General features: G+C 44.0%; 13 protein-coding genes. All 13 read left to right on the forward strand.

What is annotated here, in order from left to right:
- Positions 1-4: 4 nt before the first annotated feature.
- Positions 5-3,670: a dynamin family protein gene (locus tag T355_RS0107175; RefSeq protein WP_037329984.1), complete on the forward strand. Its 3,666-nt coding sequence runs from the start codon at positions 5-7 to the stop codon at positions 3,668-3,670.
- Between the two features lie 83 nt (positions 3,671-3,753).
- On the forward strand, positions 3,754-4,593 hold the full coding sequence (gene dapF / locus T355_RS0107180; RefSeq protein WP_027397169.1) for a diaminopimelate epimerase: 840 nt from the start codon (positions 3,754-3,756) through the stop codon (positions 4,591-4,593).
- Positions 4,594-4,631: 38 nt separating this feature from the next.
- On the forward strand, positions 4,632-5,510 hold the full coding sequence (locus T355_RS0107185) for a YicC/YloC family endoribonuclease (protein ID WP_027397170.1): 879 nt from the start codon (positions 4,632-4,634) through the stop codon (positions 5,508-5,510).
- A gap of 14 nt (positions 5,511-5,524) precedes the next feature.
- Positions 5,525-5,776: an extracellular matrix/biofilm regulator RemA gene (gene remA, locus T355_RS0107190; RefSeq protein WP_027397171.1), complete on the forward strand. Its 252-nt coding sequence runs from the start codon at positions 5,525-5,527 to the stop codon at positions 5,774-5,776.
- On the forward strand, positions 5,776-6,393 hold the full coding sequence (gmk, locus tag T355_RS0107195; RefSeq protein ID WP_027397172.1) for a guanylate kinase: 618 nt from the start codon (positions 5,776-5,778) through the stop codon (positions 6,391-6,393). Before remA ends, gmk begins: the two co-directional genes overlap by 1 nt.
- Positions 6,393-6,608 carry a DNA-directed RNA polymerase subunit omega gene (rpoZ, locus tag T355_RS0107200; protein WP_027397173.1) on the forward strand — a complete coding sequence of 72 codons (216 nt, stop codon included), beginning with the start codon at positions 6,393-6,395 and terminating at the stop codon, positions 6,606-6,608. The genes gmk and rpoZ overlap by 1 nt, the downstream gene beginning before the upstream one ends.
- A 45-nt stretch (positions 6,609-6,653) precedes the next feature.
- A complete protein-coding gene (gene coaBC, locus T355_RS0107205; RefSeq protein ID WP_027397174.1) occupies positions 6,654-7,850 on the forward strand; it encodes a bifunctional phosphopantothenoylcysteine decarboxylase/phosphopantothenate--cysteine ligase CoaBC in 1,197 nt (398 codons plus the stop codon).
- Between the two features lie 118 nt (positions 7,851-7,968).
- The gene (locus T355_RS0107210) at positions 7,969-8,271 is read left to right on the forward strand and encodes an STAS domain-containing protein (RefSeq protein ID WP_027397175.1); all 303 of its coding nucleotides are present in this window, start codon (positions 7,969-7,971) and stop codon (positions 8,269-8,271) included.
- 27 nt (positions 8,272-8,298) lie between these two features.
- Entirely contained in the window at positions 8,299-14,397 is a 6,099-nt protein-coding gene (locus T355_RS0107215; protein WP_027397176.1) for a non-ribosomal peptide synthetase, read from the forward strand.
- Positions 14,394-15,722 (forward strand): MATE family efflux transporter, encoded by a 1,329-nt coding sequence (locus T355_RS0107220; protein WP_027397177.1) that lies wholly within the window; start codon positions 14,394-14,396, stop codon positions 15,720-15,722. The genes T355_RS0107215 and T355_RS0107220 overlap by 4 nt, the downstream gene beginning before the upstream one ends.
- A 33-nt stretch (positions 15,723-15,755) precedes the next feature.
- Positions 15,756-17,567, forward strand: a complete 1,812-nt coding sequence (locus T355_RS14750) for a SpoIIE family protein phosphatase (protein WP_051555448.1) — start codon at positions 15,756-15,758, stop codon at positions 17,565-17,567.
- An 88-nt stretch (positions 17,568-17,655) separates the two neighbouring features.
- The gene (locus T355_RS0107230; RefSeq protein WP_027397178.1) at positions 17,656-19,338 is read left to right on the forward strand and encodes a phospho-sugar mutase; all 1,683 of its coding nucleotides are present in this window, start codon (positions 17,656-17,658) and stop codon (positions 19,336-19,338) included.
- Between the two features lie 91 nt (positions 19,339-19,429).
- Positions 19,430-20,020 carry a gamma carbonic anhydrase family protein gene (locus tag T355_RS0107235; RefSeq protein WP_051555449.1) on the forward strand — a complete coding sequence of 197 codons (591 nt, stop codon included), beginning with the start codon at positions 19,430-19,432 and terminating at the stop codon, positions 20,018-20,020.
- Positions 20,021-20,044 lie beyond the last annotated feature (24 nt).

Raw genomic sequence — 20,044 nt, forward strand, 5'->3', positions numbered from 1 at the left:
AATTATGAATAAAGAATTATTGGAAAATAAGCTAACAGCAGCTTATGAATATTTTAAAAAAATAAATCATACCCGCAATATGAACCATGTACGCCATCTGGCCCAAAAGCTAACTGACAAGAAATATGGTATTGCTTTTGCGGGGCATTTTTCTGCTGGTAAATCCAGACTCATAAATTCATTTTTAGGAGATAATATACTTCCATCCAGCCCTATACCCACCTCAGCCAATTTGGTAAAGGTGTATAAGGGTGAGGACTATGCCCGGGTGTTTTTCAGCAAGGGAAAGCCCCGTAAATATCTGGCCCCCTACGACTACGAGCTTGTTAAGAGCTATTGTCGTGATGGCGATGCTGTTTCCTGTATAGAGCTTAGCTATTCCAACCTCCATATTCCGGAATGTGTGGAGATCATGGATACTCCAGGCATTGATTCTGCTGATGACGCTCATCGTATGGTTACAGAGGATGCTATTCATTTGGCGGATATAATTTTCTATGTCATGGACTACAATCACGTTCAGTCAGAGCTGAATTTCTCCTTTACCCGTGATCTGACCAAGGCCGGCAAGGAGGTATATCTGGTTATTAATCAGATAGATAAGCACCGTGAAAAGGAATTGTCCTTTGATACCTTCAAAAATTCTGTGTATAAGGCCTTTGAAGGCTGGGGGGTAAAGGCCAAGGGCGTTTATTTTATTTCTGCCAAATATCCTGATGCTGCCCACAACCAATATGAGGAGCTGATGGCACTTTTGGATGACAAGATTGCTCACCGCAATGACAATCTCGAAGCTTCTATTTATGCTTCTTTAAATAGAATTATTACGGAATATATTAAGGCTACTGAAAGGGATTTTGATTTACAGAAAAAGGAAGCTGGGGCAATCCTTGAGGGAATGGCGGCTGAAAAGCACCAGCTTATGCGTAATGAATATGACAGTCTTTCCCGTGAGCAGAGTATACTCAATGAGGATTGGGAGGAAACATATAAGGCGGGAATTGCCAAAATTTTGGATAATGCTTATCTTATGCCAACCTCTACCCGGGATTTGGCCAGGGATTATCTGGAGGCCTGTCAGCCTTCTTTTAAGGTGGGCTTCTTTGGTCGTGGCAAGAAAACCGAGGCAGAGATGGAGCGCAGAAAGCAGGTTTTCTTTGAGGATGCCTCTGAAAAGGCAAAGACCCAGATAGAGTGGCATTTAAAGACATTTTTGCTGGATTTTGTCCGTCAGCATAATGTTAATAACAAGGAGCTGCAGGATAAAATCCAATCCATGGAAATTCTTCCACCAGAGGGGCTTCTTACTGAGGCCATGCGCTCTGGGGCAAAGCTCACTCAGGACGGCAGCTATGTAATGAACTATACCTTAAACTTTGCGGAGGGTATAAAAAATGTGGCCCGCAGCAAAGCAGGGGATATAAAAAATACATTTGCTGAGCTTTTAAATAATCATAGAGCTCAGCGTATTGAGATTATCAACTCCCGTATGGCAGAGCTGGGGGAATATCATAAGGCGTGGTGCGTACTGGATTCATTGGATGCTGAAATGTCCCGCCTTACAAAAGAACTGGGAGATATGCTTTCCCACGAAGACATGGTGGAAACCGAGGAAGATATTGTTGAAATTTCACGAGTAGAAATACCAGATGAGGAAATAGTAGCCCCGGAAGCAGCTTTAGATTCTAAAGATTCCTTAATAAATAAGGCTGATATGGATAAGGCAGACATAAGTGATAGGGCCATTGTAGACACAAAAATTCCTCACGACCTTAATAGTAAAGCCTCTAAGCACCTTGATATTTTCACTGCTTCCGGTACTGAAAAATTAAAGGAGATGTCTGTAAAGCTCCATAAAAGTGCTGAGCTTATTGGGAAAATACCGGGAGTAGGGCAGATGGCCCAGGAGCTTCAGGATAGGGCTGAACGCCTTAATAATAAAGGCTTCTTAGTAACCCTATTTGGTGCCTTTAGTGCGGGCAAGTCTTCCTTTGCCAATTCTTTGCTTGGTGAAAGATTATTGCCTGTATCCCCAAATCCAACCACTGCAGCAATTAATATGATTTTACCAGTGGATGAAGGTCATCCTCATGGTACAGTAGATATTAAGCTGAAATCAGAGAAAATGCTGCTGGATGACTTATTAAGGGCCTTTAAGCCATTTAATATGTCTCCGGCAAGCTTACATGATGCGATAGCCTTAGCCAAGGAGGCCATGAATAGGGGGGGCAACACACATCAGAAGGAAAAATCCTTCTTACGGGCCTTTATATCTGGCTTTGAGGCTGTGGAAGGGAAGCTGGGAGAGGTATTTGCCAGCGATTTAAAGGGCTTTGGGGAATATGCCGCCCAGGAGGATAAGTCCTGCTTTGTGGATTGGATTAAGGTGTATTACGATTGTCCGCTGACATCCAAGGGCATAACTCTTGTGGATACCCCGGGTGCTGATTCCATTAACGCCCGTCACACCAACATATCCTTTAACTTTATCCGCCAATCTGATGTGGTGCTTTATGTAACCTACTACAACCATGCCTTTGGCAAGGCAGACAGGGAATTTATAATTCAGATGGGCCGCGTAAAGGATTCCTTCCAGCTGGATAAAATGTTCTTTATAGTTAATGCTATTGACCTGGCAGAGGATCAGGATGAGGCAGACCACGTGGTAAATTATGTCCGCAAGCAGCTGAAATCCTATGGTGTGTCAAAGCCTCAGCTCTTTGCTCTTTCTTCTCAGGAGGTACTGGAGGAAAGGGAAGCTGGCAACACCACGCCAACAGAATTTGAAAATGCCTTTTATAATTTTGTTGTCAATGACTTAAATGATATAGCTCTTTCTGCCGCCCGTCAGGAATTTGATAAAGCAGTGGAGCGTATCCGTGATCTTATAAATATTAGCAAAAGTGACAGTTCTCAAAGGTCGAAGCGGTTGGCTAAATTAAAGGGGTTCCAGCAGGAGATTGGCCAATTACTTGAAGATTTAAGTAACACAGAGCTGGTTAAGGGACTTGAGCAGGAGGCCTCCGAGCTTATTTATTATGTTAAGCAGAGAGTTTTCCTAAGATATCTTGATTTCTTCCGTGAGTCCTTTAATCCGGCCACTTTGAAATCCGGGGACAATTCCAATGAGCAGCTAAAGGAGGCTCTTGACCAGCTTCTTGAAAGCATTGGCTTTGATTTGGCCCAGGAGCTTAGAGCCACCAGCCTCAGAACAGATAACTACATCAAAAATTCCCTGTTAAAATTTCAGGAGCATATCAATCAGCGCCTTGCCCAGATAAGCAATGAATTTACCCTGTCCGTTAAGGAATACAGCTATGAAAATCAGCTTAACTTCCAGCAGGCATTTGTGGGTGTGGGCCGTGACAGCTTCTCCAAGCCGCTTTCCATATACAAGAATCCAAAGGATTTCTTCGAGGAGGGTGCCTCCAAGATAATGGCTGAGGAAATGGAGGTTATACTGTCCAAGATGGCGGATGATTATCTGGCCCAGGAAAAAGCCAAGCTCTTAAAACAGGAGACAGAAGCCCTTCAGGGCCTCTATGACAAGGTTTGCCAGCGTTTCAGCAAACGTCTTAAGGAGCGTCTGGAAACAAATATCAAGGCCCTTGACGGCGGCCTTGATATGGCAGAGCTGGAGCAGGTGTATAACCAGCTTTTGATGCTGTGATATATTTACAATACCAAAAAATATGATAAAATATATTGATGTGTAGACTGCAAACTCCTATGTAAGTTGGGGAGGAATAGATAATGAAATTTAATTTTACCAAGCTTCAGGGCACTGGTAATGATTTTGTTTTAATTGATTGTTTGAAGGAGCCGAAGCTGGACTATATCGGTGCAGCCAAGGCTCTGTGTGACCGCCATTATGGTATAGGTGCCGATGGTATTTTGCTGGTGCTTCCTTCGGATAAGGCCGATATTTGCATGCGTATTATCAACGCTGATGGCAGTGAGGCTGAAATGTGTGGCAATGGTATCCGTTGCTTTGCCCGCTATGTTTATGAAAAGGGTATTGTGTCCAAAGAGGAATTCACCGTGGAAACTGGTGCAGGGATTCTGGTTCCGAAGATGATTTTGAAAAATGGCCGTGTGAGCCAGGTTCAGGTGGACATGGGTGAGCCGATTCTTGAGGGGGATAATATTCCAGTTCAGGGCTTTGGCATGAACCGGGTTATCAGTGAGTCCATTACTGTCAAGGACAAGGAATTCAAGATGACCTGTGTATCCATGGGCAATCCTCATTGTGTGGTATTCGTTGAGGACGCAGAGGGCTTCCCAATTTATGAATATGGTCCTCTTTTTGAGTCCCATGAAAAATTCCCACGAAAGACCAATACTGAATTTGTAGAGGTAAAGGATAAGTCCCACCTTCGCATGAGGGTTTGGGAGCGCGGTGCAGCTGTGACCTTGGCCTGTGGTACTGGTTCCTGTGCAACCCTTACGGCTGCTGTATTAAACGGTCTTGCTGACCGCAAGGCAGAAATCCAGCTGGATGGTGGCAGGCTTCAGGTGGAGTGGGCTGACAATAATCATCTCTATATGACTGGCCCAGCAGAAGAGGTCTTTACCGGGGTCGCAGATATTTAAGGCTGGGTTGAAACCATTTTAATTTTTAGGAGTATACAATGATAAAGAGTATGACCGGCTTTGGCGCCGGCGATTTCGAAAATGATTCCTTCAAGGCTCATGTTGAAATAAAAACCGTTAATCAGCGGTATTTGGAAATAAATTTCCACATGCATCACACCTTGGCCCGTTTCGAGGGTGATATTACCAAGAAAATTAAGGAATATGCCTCCCGTGGCAAGCTGGATATCAATGTCAGCTTCCGTGATTTGCGTGAAAAGGCTGTTTCTATTATAGTTGACAAGGGATTGGTTAATGCCTACAGTCAGGCACTTAAGGATATAAACAGCCAGATTGGTACTGATAGACCATATTCTGCCATGGATATTGCCCGTTTTCCTGATGTACTGAAGGTGGACGACGATGCTAATGATCTGGATGAGGCAGGTCCTGCTATCCTTTCAGCTGTCGAGGAGGCCATGAAAAATCTTGTGGCTATGCGTGAGCATGAGGGAGAGAATATCCAAGCCGATTTGCTGGCCCGTATTGATACACTGGAGGACTACGTTTCCCAGCTGGAGAAGCTGGCTCCTGAGATTGTGGCTGCTTATCGCCAGAAGCTGGAGACCCTTTTGGAGCAGTATCTGGCAAAAGAGGATATTGATGAAAATCGCATCATTCAGGAAACTGCATTATATACAGACAAGGTGAATTACACCGAGGAGGTTGTTCGCCTCCATAGCCATTTTGACCAGTTCAGAACCATCATTAAGTCCAACGAGCCAGTTGGCCGTAAGCTGGATTTCTTAATACAGGAGATGAACCGGGAAATCAACACTGTGGCTTCAAAGGCCAATTCTACTGGTGCCGCCCAGATAGCTGTTGATGTAAAATGCGAAATCGAGAAGATTCGTGAACAGATTCAGAACATTGAGTAAGGTTGTGGCTTTTTATGAATATAAAGCTTATAAATATTGGATTTGGTAATATCGTATCTGCCAATAGGGTGATAGCCATGGTAAGTCCCGAATCTGCTCCTATTAAGCGGGTTATGCAGGAAGCCAGGGACAGGGGGCAGCTTGTGGACGCCACTTATGGCCGCAGGACCAGAGCCGTTATTATTATGGACAGTGGTCATGTGATATTGTCTGCAGTACAGCCGGATACCATGTCACACCGATTTGACGAGGAGGATAAAAGCTAATGCGTAAAGGTCTGCTGATTGTTATTTCAGGACCATCCGGGACAGGCAAGGGAACAGTGTGCGAGGTAGTTCGCAAGAAGAATCCTGATATCGCCTATTCCGTATCAGCCACCACCAGAGCTGCCCGCCCAGGGGAGCAGGATGGTGTAAATTATTACTTCCACACCAAGGAAGAATTCGTTGCTATGATAAACAACGGGGAGCTTCTGGAATGGGCCAATGTGTATGGCAATTATTACGGAACCCCTCTTAAGCACATAGAGGAGCAGAGGGCCAAGGGCATCGATATTATTTTGGAAATAGATACCCAGGGGGCCATGAATGTAAAGGAAAAATGTCCTGATGGGCTGTTTATTTTCCTTGTACCTCCTTCTCTGGAGGAGCTGAAAAACCGCCTTTGCGGTCGAGGTACCGAAGACGATGAAAGCTTGAAGCGACGCCTTGGTTCAGCTATTGCTGAAATTGAGATTGGTCGTCAGTACAGATATGTGGTAGTTAATAAAACAGTGGATATTGCTGCTGAGGAAATCACCAATATTATCGAGGCAGAAAGACATCGCACTGATTTAAATATTGAAATTTTGGATAAGTTAAAGAACCGGAAGGAGATTTTATAATGGATATTGTAACCCCATCTTTAGATCAGGTATTACCAAAGGTTGACAGCCGTTACACACTCGTTTCCCTGGCTGCAAAGCGCGCCCGCGATATTATGGATGGTTCCCATGCTGTGACTGCTGAGCGCACCTCCACCAGAGATGTAACCAATGCTTTGGAGGAAATTTACGAGGGTAAGATTACTTATAAGCGTCTGCGCAATACTACTAAATAAGATTTAACAAGTAACGTCATTTTGTGTTGTCATAAGGAATAGACTATGCTAAAAGACAAGAATGTTATACTGGGAGTTACTGGTGGTATAGCAGCTTATAAATCTGTGGATCTTGCCAGCAGGCTCCGTAAAGCGGGTGCCAATGTTCATGTTATTATGACCAAGGGTGCCCAGAATTTTGTTACGCCCCTGACGTTCAGGGAGATTACGGGGAATTCTGTAACCACAACCATGTGGGGCGAAGTAACCAATCATAATGTGGAGCATATTGCTTTGGCAAATTTGGCAGATTTGGTAATTGTGGCTCCTGCCACTGCTAATTTTATTGCCAAATGTGCAATAGGGATGGCTGACGATATGTTGACCACCACCCTGCTGGCCACCAAGGCACCTATATTCTTTGCTCCTGCCATGAACAGCAATATGTATGAAAACCAGCTTACTCAAAAAAACATTGATGTTTTGATTGAAAGCGGCTGGAATTTTATTCCCCCTGAGTCCGGACACCTGGCTTGTGGCACAGACGGTGTGGGGCGAATGCCTGAACCGGCTGATATCTTGGATTTTGTACGCTTTACTATGGCCTTTGCAGCAGATATGCTGGGCATAAAGGTTTTGGTTACTGCTGCAGGGACTTATGAGCCTATTGATCCTGTACGATATATTGGCAACCGTTCCAGCGGTAAGATGGGCTATGCTATTGCCGAGGCCGCCAAAAAACGTGGAGCCGAGGTTATTTTGGTATCTGGTCCTTCCGCACTTACGCCACCTGAGGGCGTGGAGTTTATCGGTGTGGAATCGGCAGCTGAGATGCGTGATGCTGTGATGGAGCATTTCTCTGAAGCAGATATGGTCATAAAGGCTGCAGCTGTGGCGGATTATCGTGTCCGCAATGTTTCCGACCAAAAGATAAAGAAGAATGATGAGGAGCTGACCCTTGTTCTTGAAAAGAATCCTGATATATTAAAGGAGCTGGGGGAGAAAAAGAGAGCTGGCCAGATTTTGGTGGGCTTTGCTGCTGAAACTCAGAATCTTTTGGAATATGCCAAGGCCAAGCTGGAAAAGAAAAATCTTGATATGATTGTGGCCAATGATGTGTCCCGCAAGGATGCCGGCTTTAATACCGACACAAATGTGGTTAAGCTGCTGTACAGGAATGGCGCCATTGAAGAGCTTCCAATCATGACTAAGCACAAGCTGGCAGATGAATTACTTAACCGAGTATTAAAAATAAAATATTAATTTATTAATAAGCAATATACGGACTTCGGTTTGTATATTGCTTTTTCTTTTGCAGGAATAGAGGAAAAGGCGACGAAATATTAAATAAAATACATATTTTGAAAGGATGGAATGCATTATGGAGATAAAAAAAGAAAAAAATGGGTCCGCCCTTACTTTGACTCTTATAGGAAAGCTGTCGGTACTGGAAGCTAAGGACTTGAGTAAGGTTGTTGATGAGGAGCTGTCAGATGTCAATGATTTGACCCTGGACCTTAAAGAGTTGACCTATGTGTCATCAGCTGGTCTTAGAGTTATACTTACGGCTCAGAATATTATGGATGATGCAGGTGGTGAAATGAAATTATTAAATGTATCACCATTTATTATGGATGTTCTCAAATTGACGGGCTTCAATAAATTTATGAACATTGTAGATTGATTGTTTATACCTATGGGAGAAAAGCAAATGAAATTATTAGTGAATGAATTCTTGGCTCAAGCATCAGCACATCCAGACAAGGCTGCAGTGATGGACTGTTATGGCACTGATACATACGGCTGTCTTAATCATAAGTCAGCTATTTTAGCTGCTCGTTTACTTGATAGTTTTAAAGGTAAAGAAAATGGAATGCGCGTAGGTGTTTTGCTGCCTCGTACCCGGGTTTACTTAACGGCCGTATTGGGCATACTTCGGGCCGGAGGTGCAGTAGTACCTTTAGAGGAGGATTATCCAGCAGAGAGGGTACATTCGGTGTTGGAGGATGCAGGCTGCGTGGCCTGTGTTTCAATAAAACACTTATCTGAGAAGGTCACTAATATTCCTGTTTTGACAATTGAGGATATATTTGCTGAGGAAAGTTCCCTTGAGGTAGATGAGACAATAAATTTATCTGCTGCCGACAAGGAAGGATTAGTTCTCTTTACTTCCGGTTCTACTGGTAAGCCAAAAGGTGTTGTACATCGGCAGACCTTTTTTTCCATGTGGTTCCATACTGTGGAGGGGTACCATGTTTTTTCTGACAAAGATGTGACCTGTTGTATGGCAGGAATGACCTTTATTGCCTCCTTTGTAGATCTTTATCCTCCGCTCATGGTAGGAGGCTGCGTGTACATTGCCAGCTCAACGGAGCGGATGAATGCGGAAATGCTGTATAAAATTATTCAAAAGCGCCATATTACCGGTATGTTTTTGCCACCTCAGATGTTCTATGTAATGAGGGAGCTGTATGGTCGTTTGCCACTAGATTACGTTGTCTTGGGAGGAGAAAAGGCGAAGGCGAAGTATACCATGGATGGCAATATACTTGAGGTATATGGCTCCAGTGAATGTGCAGCCATTCTTCTTCATAGAATATCTCAGGAGGATTCCCGTATGCTGGGAAAACCTGGCAATGGTGTCAAGGCATATCTGTTATCTGATGATGGTGAGCTGATTCAGAAGTCTGGAGTTCTGGGAGAGCTTTGTGTGGAAAGTCCTTGGCTGGCATTTGGATATAACAATATGCCACAGGAAACGGCTGCCAAGTTTACGGATAATCCATTTGGTGCTGGTCGCCTGTTTCACACAGGGGATTACATGGCCTATGATGAGTTGGGAAACCTTTTGTTCCATGGGAGAAAGGATCACATGGTAAAGCTGAGGGGGTACCGTGTAGAGCTTGGTGAAGTTGAATTAACAGTACAAAGGGCCAATGGAGTCAAGGAGGCCGCTTGCATTACCCTGCGGATTCATGGTGGCGACAAATTGGCATGCTATTATATGGGCGACAAGGTGGAAAGCAATGAGTTACGGAATCATGTCAAGGCCATTTTGCCAGAATATATGGTACCGGATTATTTTGTACACTTGGATGAGCTTCCACGAAATGAACGTAATAAGGTGGATTATTTGGCCCTGAAAAATATGGAGCCACCAGTGGAGGAGGAGGTATATGAGCCTCCACAGAATGAGCTGGAGGAAAGAATTTGTACCGCCTTTGCCGAGGTTTTGGAGTTACCACGTGTCAGTGTGCTTGCAGATTTCTTTAATATGGGTGGAACCTCTCTTTCTGTGGCCATGTTGGTAGCTAAGCTGGATGATGCCAGCTTGTCCTTCAACGATGTGGCCTCTTATCCAACCCCACGGGCTCTTGCTGCTTACATACAGGAAAATTCTGATAATAATAATCTGGAAAAGCCACAAATGGACCGGGATTTTTATCCTTTGACCAAAACCCAGATGGGTATTTATCTGGAAGGCTTAACAGGTGGTAATAATTCCACTTACACCTTATCCTATTTGATGGTGGCAGATGCCAGGGTGACGGCTGAGCAGCTGGTAACGGCCGTAAACGACGTTGTGGCGGCCCATCCTTCTATGAAATACATAATTCGGGCGGGGAAGGATGGTATTCCCCACATGTATATGGTCCCTGAGGCCTTAGTTAAGGTTCCTGTAATAGACGGTAGTGAGGATAAACGCCTTGAGTTTATTCAGGAATTTATGCCAGTGGTACCTATGACAGATGAACTGCTATTTTATTTTGCTGTTTATCGTACTCCCGAAAGATGTTATTTGGCCTTAAAGAGTCATCTTATTTTCTTTGATGCCACCTCCTTAAGTCTGCTTATTAGTGAATTGAATCGTGCCCTTGCTTCCTCCAGTGATATAGAATTTTTACAGGAGGATTACACTATACAGCAGGTGGGGATGTACGAGGAAGCCCTTATGCAGGGCGGTGCTCATGAAAAGGCTGAGGCTTATTATCAAAATCTGTTTGCTAAAATGGATGAAGTGCCATCGTTGGCGGGAGATCGGGAGGGTACCCTTACCCCGGGAGTAAGCGAGAATATTCGTTATATACCGGAAACAATTACAACAGAACGAGTTAAGGACTTTTGTAATCGTTACCAGCTTTCCGAAGGCAGCTTCTTCATGGGGGCCATGGCATTACTTTTGTCCAAATACCTTACGTGTAAACAGGTTTCTTTTTCCAGTGTATATAATGGCCGGGCCCGGGCTGGAATGGATACAACTATTGGTACTCTCATAAAACGAATTCCTGTTTATGGTGATTTTACAGAAAATATTTCCGTAGTTGATTATTTAAAAAATATTGGACGGCAAATCGTCACCAGTATGGGTAACGATATTTATTCCTTTGATGAGGTGCTGAAGCATTGTCCTGTAAATGAGGATGTGGAGTTCATTTATCAAGGGGATTTGTTTACTGATAACATGGGCGGTGGACAGGGTAACAGTGATGCTGATGGTGGTAATCTCATTTGCGGTGATTCCTACTTCCTGGAGCATTACCATACCGGAATGGTAACTGGGTGCTTTTCTATTCAGTTCTTTTCTACCGATGGTCGTTATAACATGACCATTGAATATCGTAATGAGCGGTTTTCACCAGCCTTTGTGAAGCGGTTTGCCCAGGATTTATTCACTGTGGCTGAGGGGCTTTTAAAAGAGGAATTTATTGGTGATATTTCCCTTCTTACAGATGAGGACGAGAAAAAATTAGCAGTCTTTAATGATACAGATGTGGCTATGGATTTTGTTCCTGTGCAGGAGCAGATTCGTCGTCAGGCCCAAAAAACGCCGGATAAAGTAGCGGTTATTGCTGCTGGGAAGACCTTGACCTATAAAGAATTGGATGAGCTTTCGGACAAGGTGGCCTATTCCCTTTTACAGGAAGGGGTGGCTATGGAAACTCTGGTAGGTGTTCTCTTTGATCGTGAGGTTTGGACCTATGTGGCTGAAATCGGTATATTAAAAGCTGGAGGGGCATTTGTGCCATTTATTCCAGAGTATCCAGACGAACGAATTGAGTTTTGTCTGGAAGATGGCAGTATTCCTATTTTGCTTACATCAAAGGAGCTGCTGGCTGAGCGGTCTGCCCTGCAGGAGCATTGTAAGGTTTTGTCCTTGGAGAGGCTCATTAATCAAGAGAGGACAGAAAACACTCTGCCAGAGGTTAGCGCTGATAATTTGGCATATTGTATTTATACATCTGGTACCACTGGCAAGCCAAAGGGCGTAATGATTGAACATAAAAATATTGCAAACTACGTTCATTGCAATGAAAAATCTCCGGAAATAATGCATTATACAAAGCCGGGACGTATTGCCTTAGCTTTGGCTTCCTTCTCCTTCGATGTGTCCATTGTGGAGGAGTTCGTTCCATTGTGTAATGGCTGTTCTGTAGTTATTGCCACCGAGGAGGAAATTCATACCCCAAGCCAGTTGGCACAGCTGATTTCGGATAATAGGGTAAATGGTATTACCTGTACACCAACCTATTTGTTGGGACTTTTGGCAATACCGGAAACAATGGAAGCCTTGAAGCAGATAACCTTTTATGATGTTGGTGCTGAAGCCTTCCCGGCTGGGCTTTACCAGAAATTACGTGATTTACGGCAGGACAGCGTGATTTTAAACGTATATGGACCTACAGAGGCCACCATGGGCTGTGCCGCCGAGGAAATGGTGGAAAGCAAGGTGGTTACTGTTGGTACGCCTATAGCCAATACCCAGTTTTATATAGCTGATTCCTTTGGCAATCCATTGCCAGTTGGCATACGTGGCGAGTTGATGATTTGCGGTCAGCAGGTTGGTCGCGGCTATATTAATTTGCCTGACAAGACGGCGGCGTCCTTCTTTACCCATGATGGGGTACGGGCATATCGTAGCGGTGATTTGGCGGCATGGACCGATGAAGGAAAAATCCGGGTATTTGGCCGTATTGATAATCAGATAAAGCTGCGTGGCTTCCGAATTGAACTGGATGAAATAGAAAAGGTATTGATGGAATATCCTGCCATTAATTCAGGGGCTGTTTCTGTCCTGAAAAAGGGGACTGGTGAATATCTGGTGGGCTATTATACTGCGGTTAAGGACGTGGATGATAATGACCTTAAGAACCATCTTGGCGCTAAACTCCCTGAATACATGGTACCTAATTTGTTTGTCCATTTGGAGGCTATGCCGTTGACACCAAATGGAAAGGTGAACAGGAGAGCACTGCCAGAGCCGGATTTATCAGCCTTCAGGGCCCAATATGAGCCACCTGCCACAGATGTGGAAAGGGCTCTTTGCCATGCCTTTGCTTTGGCTCTTAAATTGCCGGAGGACAAGGTGGGTGCTTTGGATGATTTCTTTGATTTGGGTGGCGATTCACTTAGTGCCATGGTGGCTTTGGCCAACGCAGATATTTCGGGACTGATTGCCGCAGATATTTTCCAGAAGCGTACCCCTAGACAAATTGCTGCTATTGCCATTGAACGCATGAAAATGGGCAGTATCGAGGATCGGGAAATGGAGGCCCGGAAACGGCCATTGGCATTAACACCGCTGCAAACCCAAATCTTGGATGTACAGCTTTTCCGTCCAGATGCCACTATGTGGAGCAATATGCATTTTCTTGTTCAATTTGAGCCGGATGAGGTTAATATTCATCGATTATGTAAAGCAGTTAATCGGGCAATTAACAATCATCCTGCCCTTTCCTCGGTATTCCGTTTTGACGAGAACCGGGAGCTGGTGCAGCAGTACGTGCCAGGTCTTTTGGAGGAGATTGAGGTTCAGGATATTAACGAAGAAACTGTACCAATGCTGCCGGATGTATTGGTGATGCCATTTGATAAAATATTAGATGCCTGTCTGTGTCGCGTGAAGGTATTCCGTTCGCCGTCCCATGGATATCTGTTTATGGATATTCACCACATGTTGATGGACGGTGATTCCCTTGGTGTGCTGCTGGCGGATATTGTAAATGCATACTTTGATCGTGAGCTGCCTCCTGATTATTACTTTGCCCTTCGCAGTGAAGAAATACAGCGGATGAAGCAGGGGAGTTTTGAAGAGGATAGGGCTTGGTTTGAGTCCCGATATGGAGATGAGGTTTGGTGTAATATGCCTGATGAATCGGTGGAGGCCCAGATGCTGGTAGATCGTGACCATATCGATCAGGCTGATATGGATAAAAGACTTGAGTTTACAGCAGATGATGTGAAAAAAGCTGAGAGCTTCTGGGGTGTAAGCCACTCAGTTATGGCCATTGGAGCGGCTCTTTTGACCCTGTCCCGCTTTACGGGCAAACAGCATGTTATGGTAAACTGGATTTTCAATAATCGTTTGGCTGTGGAGGCCCAAAATGCCGTGGGTATGATGATAAAGAATTTACCGGCGGCTGCCCGGATGGAAGAATATACATCCATGTCTGACTTCCTTCTTTCAGTAAAGGAGCAGGTGGCGGAAGGAATTGCCCATAGCTCCTATGATTTTATGGCTGGGAACTATGAAGCATTTGTCAATGATTGTATTGAGGTAAATCTTCAGCTGGGAATCAATGGTGATGAACTGGATGTGTTAAAGCCAACCCTGATTGAACTTAATAATGATTTTTCCGCTGCCGGTGCCCGTTTGGAGCTGGAGCTTTTGGAAAATGAGCATGGGGATGGAGGCTTTGATTCTGAAATGGAATATGCAAAGGGGCTGTTTGACCCGACGCAAATGGAAGATTTCCACAATCTCTACGTAGAAATACTGGAAGGGATTGTTCGTTGTGAGGATAATTTATGAATATAAAACTGTCAGATCATTTTACATGTGGCAAACTTGTTTTGTTTGCGTTGCCCACCATTGGTATGATTCTGGTTTCTACAACCTATGATCTTATTGATGGCTATTTCGTGTCCAATTATATTGGTAAGACAGCCTTTGCTGCCATAAATATTATTTATCCATATTTGTTGGCGATTATGGCCGTGGGGATGATGTTCGGAGTTGGTGGCAGCGCCCTTATTGCCGCCGAGTTGGGCAAGGGGGATAGAGATCGGGCCAACCGTTACTTTACCATGATTATCAAGGCAGCCTTTGGTGCTGGAATTTTTCTTGGAGCTGTTGGCTTGTTTGCATTACCTACAGTGTCTGGTTGGCTAGGGGCTACAGAGGATATGATGGCCTATGGATTGCCTTACGGTCGTGTCCTGTTAGTATTTATGCCAATAGCAATTCTTAGCTATGCCTTTCAAAGCCTATTAATTACTGCTGAAAAGCCCCAGTTTGGCTTGTATTTTTCCCTGATAAACATGTTGTCAAATATTTTTTTCGACTGGCTGTTTATCGTGATTTTTGGCTGGGGCATGACTGGAGCAGCACTGGCTACAGCCATAGGTATGTGTCTTAACGGTATTTTGCCTCTTATCTATTTTATGCGGGAAAATACCAGTCCGTTGCGGCTGGTTAAGAGTGGCTGGGAGATTGGACCATTGCTGGGGGCCATGGGGAATGGTTCCTCAGAAATGGTGACCAACGTTTCCACTGCATTAATTTTTATCTTTTACAATATGCAGCTTATGCGATTTATTGGTGAAGATGGTGTTGCTGCCTACGGAACGGTTCTTTTTGTTGAGGGTATTTTTGCCGCTATCTTTTATGGACTGGCTATGGAGGCTGCCTCTGTAGTGGGTTATCATGCAGGTGCGCAAAATTATCAGGAGCTGCAGAGCCTGTTGAAAAATGGCATTAAGCTTAATTTGGGCTGTGGTATAGTGATGTTTGGTACAGCTCAATGCTTTGCCCCATTTGTGGCAGAAATCTATTTAGGCTATGATGCTGAGTTATGTGCTTTGGGAATATATGCCCTTAGGATGTTTGCTTTTGCCTTTATATTACAAGGCTTCAATGAATATGCGTCGGCATACTTTACTGGATTGGGTAATGGTAAGGTTTCAGCAGCTATAGCTTTTATGCGTACATTTGTGTTGCAATCCGTTGCCATTTTTGGCCTGCCACTTCTTTTCGGTGTTGATGGACTGTGGTTTTCCCAGACCTTTGCTGAGGTGGTTTCTACAGTGGTGGCCATCGTTTTCTTAATCAAATTCCGTCATGAATACATGGGGTAAAATGATAGATTATTTAGATGGAGTATCATCGATATGAAAGATATTTTTAGCTATTTGTCAGGTGAAAAAGAGAATAGTATTTTGCATAAGATGATACGCATTCTTATTGGCAGTAATCTTTTGATTATTGTGGTTCTGGGAATGATCGCTTTTTACGGCCTTATTTCCGCCCTGTATCAGGCGGAGGAAATGGGCCGGCGTCTTGGAGATATTTCCTATCTTGACAGCACCGAGCTTTTAGTTCAACAAAGGGAAGAGGAGCTTTTATACATATCCACTTACAATGCCAAAATTATTCGCCTTTGTATGGGAGACGAAAGTGCTGCTTCCATGGAAGTTTCTATGGAAAAGCTTCGAAATATTACCAAGGACATATATCTTCCAAATTCGGGTTTCTATTTTGCCCTGAACAATCAGGGAAAGGTGGTTTTGTCATCCCAAAGCAGGGCTTATGAGGCAGGGGATGAACTGGAGCTGGCAGTTGATATGAAGGACGATATCCGTCAATCCAATAGCCAAAGCTTAGCCTATACTGCCCGGGAAATGTGTCTGGGCTATAGTGGGGTCCAAATGGCGGTAATAGATGATGAGGAATACTTTGTTGCTTATACGCCAATTCAAAGTACTGGATGGAGCTTTGCTACGGTCTTTGCCAAGGATGATGTAATTGCCCCGGTAGAAAAAAATCGGGAAAATATTGAACAGCTTACAAATGATAAGATAGAGGATTTGGAGAGACAGTTAGATTTAATAATTATTATTGAGGTATTTTCTATTATCCTTCTGCTTTGTTTTGTTATTCATGTCGGACGAAAGGTGTCTGGAAAATTTGTTGCATCAATTCAAAAGTTGACTGATGGTGTTCGTGATATGACCAAGCATGTTGTAATTGGTACATTGAATGCTTATGGAGACTTACCGGATGGAGATAAAAATAATGCCAATAATATGTTTAAGAAGCGTGTGAAAATAAATTCCGGAGATGAAATTGAGGAACTGGCAAATTGTTTTAATATTATGACTGAGGAACTGGAAGGTTACATGGATACCCTTGTGTCTGAGACAGCAGAAAAGGAGCGCATAGCTACTGAGCTGACTCTGGCCCAGGATATACAAATGGGTGTATTGCCACATAAATTCCCACCATTCCCGGAGCATACTGAATTTAGCCTGTATGCATCTATGGAATCAGCCAAGGAGGTGGGAGGCGATTTCTACGATTTCTATATGGTGGATGAACACCGTCTGGCAGTAACTATTGCGGATGTGTCTGGTAAAGGAGTCGGAGCGGCCATGTTTATGGCCATATCAAAAACTATATTAAAGAATTTGCTTCTTACAGGTAAAAATATGACATTAGCCGATCTTGTGACCCATGCAAATAACCAGCTAAAGGAGGATAATACTGCCAGAATGTTCGTAACTGCTTTCATTGGTATTTTGGATATAAGGACAGGTCTTTTTGAATTCGTTAATGGTGGGCATAATCCATCGTTGATTTACGAAAAGGAAAAGGGAGCTTTCCGTTATCTTGATGTTGAATCAAATTTTGTTCTGGCAGGCAGAAAGAATATTTCCTATGTAAGTCAGTCCACTATCCTAAAGTCAGGTGATAGTTTGTTCCTGTATACAGATGGCGTTACTGAGGCCATGAATAATAAAGATGAGCTATATGGTGAGGAAAGACTGCTGTCTCAGCTTAATTGCTCTAAAAATGCTGATGAACCTCAATCACTTTTGGAGGAAATTGGCAAGTCTGTGGCAGCCTTTGTTGGAGATGCAGAACAGTCTGATGATATTACTATGCTGGCACTGACTTATTTCGGCCCAGTTGGGGAAAAATAACTTTTTTCCAGATAAATAAAGGATTTTGAAGGTTTATTATCGAAGTGTAAAGGGTAAGATAATTTTTGGAAAACGGAGGGGTTTTGTTATGTATCAGAATGAATATAAGCGTTGGATGTCCTTTGACCTTGAAGATTGCGATTTATATCCTGAATTGGCAAAGGTTGAGGGAAATGATGAGGAAATCAAGGATCGCTTCGCTGTATCCCTTAAATTTGGTACTGCGGGACTTCGTGGCGTACTGGGTGCCGGTACAAACCGCATGAATATTTACGTTGTAAGACAGGCTACTCAGGGCCTTGCCAACTGGGTAAAGAAGCAGGGGGGCAGCCAGACTGTAGCCATCAGCTTTGATACCCGCCTTAAGAGTGATGTTTTTTCCAAGACAGCTGCAGGAGTATTGGCAGCCAATGGTATTAAGGTTCGCATTTATGATGCTGCTATGCCGGTGCCTGCATTATCCTTTGCTACCAGATATTACAAGTGCAATGCGGGAATTATGGTGACTGCATCTCACAACCCATCCAAATATAACGGCTATAAGGCGTATGGTCCTGACGGCTGTCAGATGACTGATGATGCAGCTGCTATTGTATACGATGAAATACAAAAGACTGATGTTCTCACAGGGGCCAAGACCATGTCCTTTGCCCAGGGCGTTGAGGATGGCCTTATTCGCTTTGTGGATGATAGCTGCAAAAAGGCCTTTTATGATGCCATTGAGTCCAGACAGGTTCGTCCGGGCTTGGCAAAGACAAGTGGCTTAAAGCTGGTTTATAGTCCATTAAATGGTTCTGGTCTGGTTCCGGTTACCCAGGTGCTGAAGGATATCGGCATCAATGATATCACCATTGTGCCGGAACAGGAATATCCAAATGGATACTTTACCACCTGCAGTTATCCAAACCCAGAGATTTATGATGCTCTGGAGGCTGGCTTGAAGCTGGCAGAAAAGTGTGATGCAGATCTTATGCTGGCCACTGACCCGGATGCAGACCGTGTTGGTATTGCCATGAAGTGTCCAGATGGTTCATACGAGCTGGTATCCGGAAATGAGATGGGAGTTTTGCTCCTTGATTATATCTGTGCTGGTCGCATTGAAAAGGGCACCATGCCAAAGGACCCAGTGGCAGTAATGTCCTTGGTGTCCACACCACTGGCAGATGCTGTTGCCAAGAATTACGGTGTAGAGCTTAGAAAGGTACTCACTGGCTTTAAGTGGATTGGTGACCAGATTCTCCATTTGGAGGAAGCAGGTCAGGAGGAGCGTTTCATCTTTGGCTTTGAGGAAAGCTATGGTTATCTGTCCGGTTCCTATGTTCGTGACAAGGATGCAGTTGTGGCTTCCATGCTTATCTGTGAAATGGCTGCATACTACAGAAGTATCGGCTCCAGCATAAAGGCACGTCTTGAGGAAATTTATGCCAAGTATGGCCGTTATTACAACAAGATTGACAGCTTTGAGTTCCCAGGCCTCAGCGGAATGGATAAGATGGCTGGCATTATGCAGGGCCTTCGTGACAATCCACCGGCTGAATTTGCAGGACTGAAGGTAACCAAGGCCATTGATTACAAAAAGACAGAGGAAACAGGACTTCCATCTGCTAACGTGCTTATCTATACATTGGAGGACGGAGCAACCATCGTGGTAAGACCTTCAGGCACTGAGCCTAAGATTAAGGCATACTTTACAACATTAGGCATGGATTTGGCAGAGGCACAGGCTAAGAAGGATAAGCTGTCTGCGGCTTGTAAACCTTTGTTTGAATAATTATTGATAAAAACCTACAAAAGCTGTATACTTAAAAGAAATTTGTAGTTCGTGTTTTATGTTTTATGTTTTATGAATGAGGTATAAGAAAATGGAGTATATTAAGATTCGTGAGCAAGATGCCAAGCATTATATTTATGAGTTTGAGGGAAGATATCCGGTTATCGACAAAAAGGCATATTCCTTCAGCACCGCCACCTTGGTGGGTGATGTGGAATTAAAGGAATACGCCAGTGTTTGGCCAAATGCTACTCTTCGTGGTGATGTAAACAAGGTTGTTGTGGGCCGCTACAGCAATATCCAGGATAATTCCTGTCTTCACGTGGCTGACGACTACGCCTGTATCGTGGGGGATTATGTAACCGTTGGACACAGCGTTACCCTTCATGCCTGCACCATTGAGGATTATTGCCTTATTGGTATGGGTGCCACCATTCTTGACGGTGCTGTAATAGGCCGTGGCTCCATTGTTGGTGCCGGTGCGTTGGTTACCAAGGGGACTATTATTCCACCAAATTCCTTGGTAGTAGGTTGCCCAGCGAAGGTAAAGAAGACCTTGGATGAGAATGGTTTTAAGGCCATTCATGCCCAGGCAGTAAAATATAAGTCAGAGTGGGCGGAAAAGTATGGTCTGGGACCAGATGTAGGCGGCGAAGTATACGACGGTTCCAAGATTGTTTAAAAATTAGTGTAGTGTTTGGAGAGG

Origin of the sequence: Anaerovibrio lipolyticus LB2005 (assembly GCF_000621545.1) — a bacterium.
In the GTDB taxonomy this organism is placed as follows: Bacteria; Bacillota; Negativicutes; order Selenomonadales; family Selenomonadaceae; genus Anaerovibrio; species Anaerovibrio lipolyticus_A.

Excerpts from the sequence above, each read along its gene's own strand:
- T355_RS0107175 (WP_037329984.1), top strand. The coding sequence starts at position 5 with ATGAATAAAGAATTATTGGAAAATAAGCTAACAGCAGCTTATGAATAT.
- T355_RS0107215 (WP_027397176.1), top strand. The coding sequence starts at position 8,299 with ATGAAATTATTAGTGAATGAATTCTTGGCTCAAGCATCAGCACATCCA.
- T355_RS0107235 (WP_051555449.1), top strand. The coding sequence starts at position 19,430 with ATGGAGTATATTAAGATTCGTGAGCAAGATGCCAAGCATTATATTTAT.
- rpoZ (WP_027397173.1), top strand. The coding sequence starts at position 6,393 with ATGGATATTGTAACCCCATCTTTAGATCAGGTATTACCAAAGGTTGAC.
- gmk (WP_027397172.1), top strand. The coding sequence starts at position 5,776 with ATGCGTAAAGGTCTGCTGATTGTTATTTCAGGACCATCCGGGACAGGC.
- T355_RS0107220 (WP_027397177.1), top strand. The coding sequence starts at position 14,394 with ATGAATATAAAACTGTCAGATCATTTTACATGTGGCAAACTTGTTTTG.
- T355_RS0107230 (WP_027397178.1), top strand. The coding sequence starts at position 17,656 with ATGTATCAGAATGAATATAAGCGTTGGATGTCCTTTGACCTTGAAGAT.
- dapF (WP_027397169.1), top strand. The coding sequence starts at position 3,754 with ATGAAATTTAATTTTACCAAGCTTCAGGGCACTGGTAATGATTTTGTT.
- T355_RS0107185 (WP_027397170.1), top strand. The coding sequence starts at position 4,632 with ATGATAAAGAGTATGACCGGCTTTGGCGCCGGCGATTTCGAAAATGAT.
- T355_RS0107210 (WP_027397175.1), top strand. The coding sequence starts at position 7,969 with ATGGAGATAAAAAAAGAAAAAAATGGGTCCGCCCTTACTTTGACTCTT.
- T355_RS14750 (WP_051555448.1), top strand. The coding sequence starts at position 15,756 with ATGAAAGATATTTTTAGCTATTTGTCAGGTGAAAAAGAGAATAGTATT.
- remA (WP_027397171.1), top strand. The coding sequence starts at position 5,525 with ATGAATATAAAGCTTATAAATATTGGATTTGGTAATATCGTATCTGCC.
- coaBC (WP_027397174.1), top strand. The coding sequence starts at position 6,654 with ATGCTAAAAGACAAGAATGTTATACTGGGAGTTACTGGTGGTATAGCA.